Source organism: Protofrankia sp. Cr1 (assembly GCF_963555865.1).
GTDB lineage: Bacteria > Actinomycetota > Actinomycetes > Frankiales > Frankiaceae > Protofrankia.
The window spans coordinates 6,281-9,136 of record NZ_CAUVXO010000239.1 but is presented as its reverse complement, the minus strand read 5'-3'; the positions used below and the strand labels follow the sequence as shown (position 1 = coordinate 9,136).

The 2,856-nt window shown below is 67.2% G+C and carries 3 protein-coding genes and 1 riboswitch; of the genes, 1 reads left to right on the top strand and 2 read right to left on the bottom strand.

Features of this window, described 5'->3' with window-relative positions:
• Positions 1-65: 65 nt before the first annotated feature.
• A riboswitch (TPP riboswitch) is annotated at positions 66-189 on the bottom strand.
• A 193-nt stretch (positions 190-382) separates the two neighbouring features.
• Complete coding sequence (locus tag U9980_RS17495) at positions 383-517, top strand: hypothetical protein (protein ID WP_322749043.1); 135 nt, start codon at positions 383-385, stop codon at positions 515-517.
• A gap of 72 nt (positions 518-589) precedes the next feature.
• Here U9980_RS17495 and U9980_RS17490 read toward each other — a convergent pair whose 3' ends face one another.
• Positions 590-2,449, bottom strand: a complete 1,860-nt coding sequence (locus U9980_RS17490) for a class I SAM-dependent methyltransferase (protein WP_322768901.1) — start codon at positions 2,447-2,449, stop codon at positions 590-592.
• A 63-nt stretch (positions 2,450-2,512) separates the two neighbouring features.
• Positions 2,513-2,856: glycosyltransferase (locus tag U9980_RS17485; RefSeq protein ID WP_322768900.1), on the bottom strand; the 344-nt coding region annotated here is incomplete at its 5' end.

Genomic DNA, 2,856 nt, shown 5'->3' with positions numbered 1-2,856 from the left:
TGGGTACCGAAACGGGCACAGGTGCTGGCCCGGATGCGGAAATCGAAGCGGTTCGGTCAACAGGCAGCACCACGGCGATGGCTCCCTACGCCGGCATTATCCGGACAGGTTCGGCGGTCGGCGGCACCCGGGTGTGACCCCAACCGCCCTCTCAGCCTCCTTGTGGCGGAAGCTCCCGCGTTGACGTTGGATGATGCGAACGGTACGGCAGCCCGGACGCTGCCGCCACCGGATCGGTAAAACATCACCGACGACCTCCACGTGTGTCACAGCGTCACCGGGATCGGACGTCAGGTGAGATGTGTTCCGCAGGAGGGTAGGCACCTGGGGTTGTCCTGCGCAGTGCGGCCGCGCCGGCTCTCCTCTTCCGCTGGGAGCACAGATGATCCTGCTGCCATTGCTGTTTTTCTTCATCGGAATCTTCATCGTCGGCCTCGTCCGCGACTGGCGGGACGACGCGGCGCCCAGAGCACTCGATTCGGGCGGACCGCGGCCGGACACCCGCGCAACGACATAGGGGACCAATCGGGATAACAGTCCTATCCGCATGACCGCCCGATCGGCATGACAGCTCGATCGGCCCAAGCGTTCAGACCTCTTTTCGGGCGACCACCCGAAAGGCATTCGCGCGGCGTCCACCATGAAACACCGGCTGCAACGCGAAATCCATCGCTGCGGCAGCCAGAAAAAATGGCGTTGCCAGCACCAGCGCGCTGCCGCGACGCAACCTGCGCCAACCCGTCGGCCCGGCGGGCAACCACGGTAACCTCGGGTCCGGCGCCATCCGCGCCAGGGCAAGGTGAACAGCGGCGGTGAGGTCGCCCGGTCGGTGCACCCGGCCGAACCGGAGTGCGACCGGGCGCAGGCCGCGTTCGGCCAGGGCCGCGGTGAGGTTGTCGGGGGTCGGCAGGTGCAGATGCCGGGGGACCGACCAGCCCACCCAGAAACGCCCGAGGAAACCCGCGGCCGGGCACTGGGCATGGGGAAGCTCAAGCAGGAGATATCCCCCGGCGACCAGTGTCTTGGCCGCCAGGTCGAGTTCGAGATACGGATCGCGGGCATATTCCAGATACCGGAACATGCTGACAACGTCGTAACGGCCACCCAGCTCGGCGGCACGGTCGGCGAAAGTTCCCTGGAACGCATGATCGACCCACCCGCGGCGACCGGCCTCGGTAACTCCCGGCGATGTGTCCAGCCCGTCGAACACGGTATCGGGCCAGATATCCCGAGCACGATCGCAGAAGCGACCGGAACCGGTTCCCACGTCGAGCCAGGCCCGCGGAGCGGCAAATGGTCGTTGCATCTCGGCGCGTTCCCGGTATACCCGCATGCTGCCGGGAAAATATCCCGCAGGACCGTCCACCAGGTCCTCGTGGCCGCAGCCGAAAAAGTCGCCGACCGCATTAGTCAGCCGCGGGTTGACAAAAACATGACCACATCCCCTGCACCGCTCCAACCGGAAACGGCCGGGCGTGAGCTGCTGAAGGTCTCGGGACTCAAGGCGGGTCACAACGTCAGGCGATCCGCACCACGGACAGGTTTCCCGAGCAGGTTCCAGAAGGGCATCGGCGCCCTCCCCGAGCCGGCTCTGAAATGACTCACGGCATCGGCCGGCCGCTATCCGGACATCCTTTTCTGCCCCGTCCACGGGCAGCCCCGAAGACTTCAGCGATTTTTTCCGCGCAGCGGTGCGGCGACCATTCCTGGCCGCGGCGACAACAAATTCGACACCGGCGAGAATCCGAACGACCGGGCTGCGCGCAAGGTCGCGTGGTTGCAACGGCACCCGCCCGAAACAGACGAAGAAGGGCTGTAACCAGAAGAGGACGGTGGCCACCAGCGCCCAGCCCAGGTTGACGGATCCACCGCAGACCATGGCGATGTCCCGAAACGTCGGGGCGAGCAGGTTCAGCGGCTTAGCGCGGTAGGTCCGTTTCTGTACGCGCGCCCTGCTGACCGGATCATCCCGGGCGGCGCTCAGCCCAGGTACGACCACAAGATCCGTGCCGGTGGTCGCATAGTTCTTCAGCCGGGCGATGATGTCGACGAGCTCGACCGGGTCGAAGCCCTCCCGCTGGCCGATGCCGGCCCGGTGCAACAGCTCCGCGTCCGCGAGGATCGCCTGAAAGGCTCCACGGCCGAGCGCGGCGCGGTCGGTCCGGTAGGTCCGGGTGTCCACCATCCGAGCGACGTCGAGCGCGCGTTCGACCGTCAGATCAGCGGGGATGAGGTCGAGTACCCGCAGGCGTTCGCGCCTGGCGTGGTTGCTTGCGGCGCGGCGCGCGGCGGCGGTGAGCCGGACGTCACGGGCGACCAGGAACTCGTGGCGCGGATCCACCGGCCGGCCGCTCGCGGGCACCGTGTCCAGGCGACGGAGCCGGCCGCGCAGCCGTATCCCGTTCGCGATGATCCCGACGCACATCAGGATCGGCAGCCACCACAACATCGCCCGGCATCGCCTCCTGACCGGGCTAAACCATCCTGACCGGGCTCAAGCATCGTGATCGGGCTAAACCATCGTAAGCAGGTGGTCCGCGGCGGCCGTGACGCCGCCGGCCGCCGTGAAGTCCTCGCGCAACCGCCCGGCGGCCGTGCGGAAGGATGGGTCGTCCAACACTGACGTGATCGACTCGCGCAACGCGGGCGCGCTCACCCGCCCGAACCGGACCCGCAGACCGGCGCCAGCGCGTACGACCTGCTCACCGATAATCGGCTGGTCGTCCCGGACCGGCGCGACAACCAGTGGAACCCCGTGCGCGAGCGCCTCGCAGACGGTGTTGTTCCCGCCATGCGACACCACCACGGACAATCGCGGCATCAGCTCAACCTGCGGCACGTAGGGTAGCAGGAGAA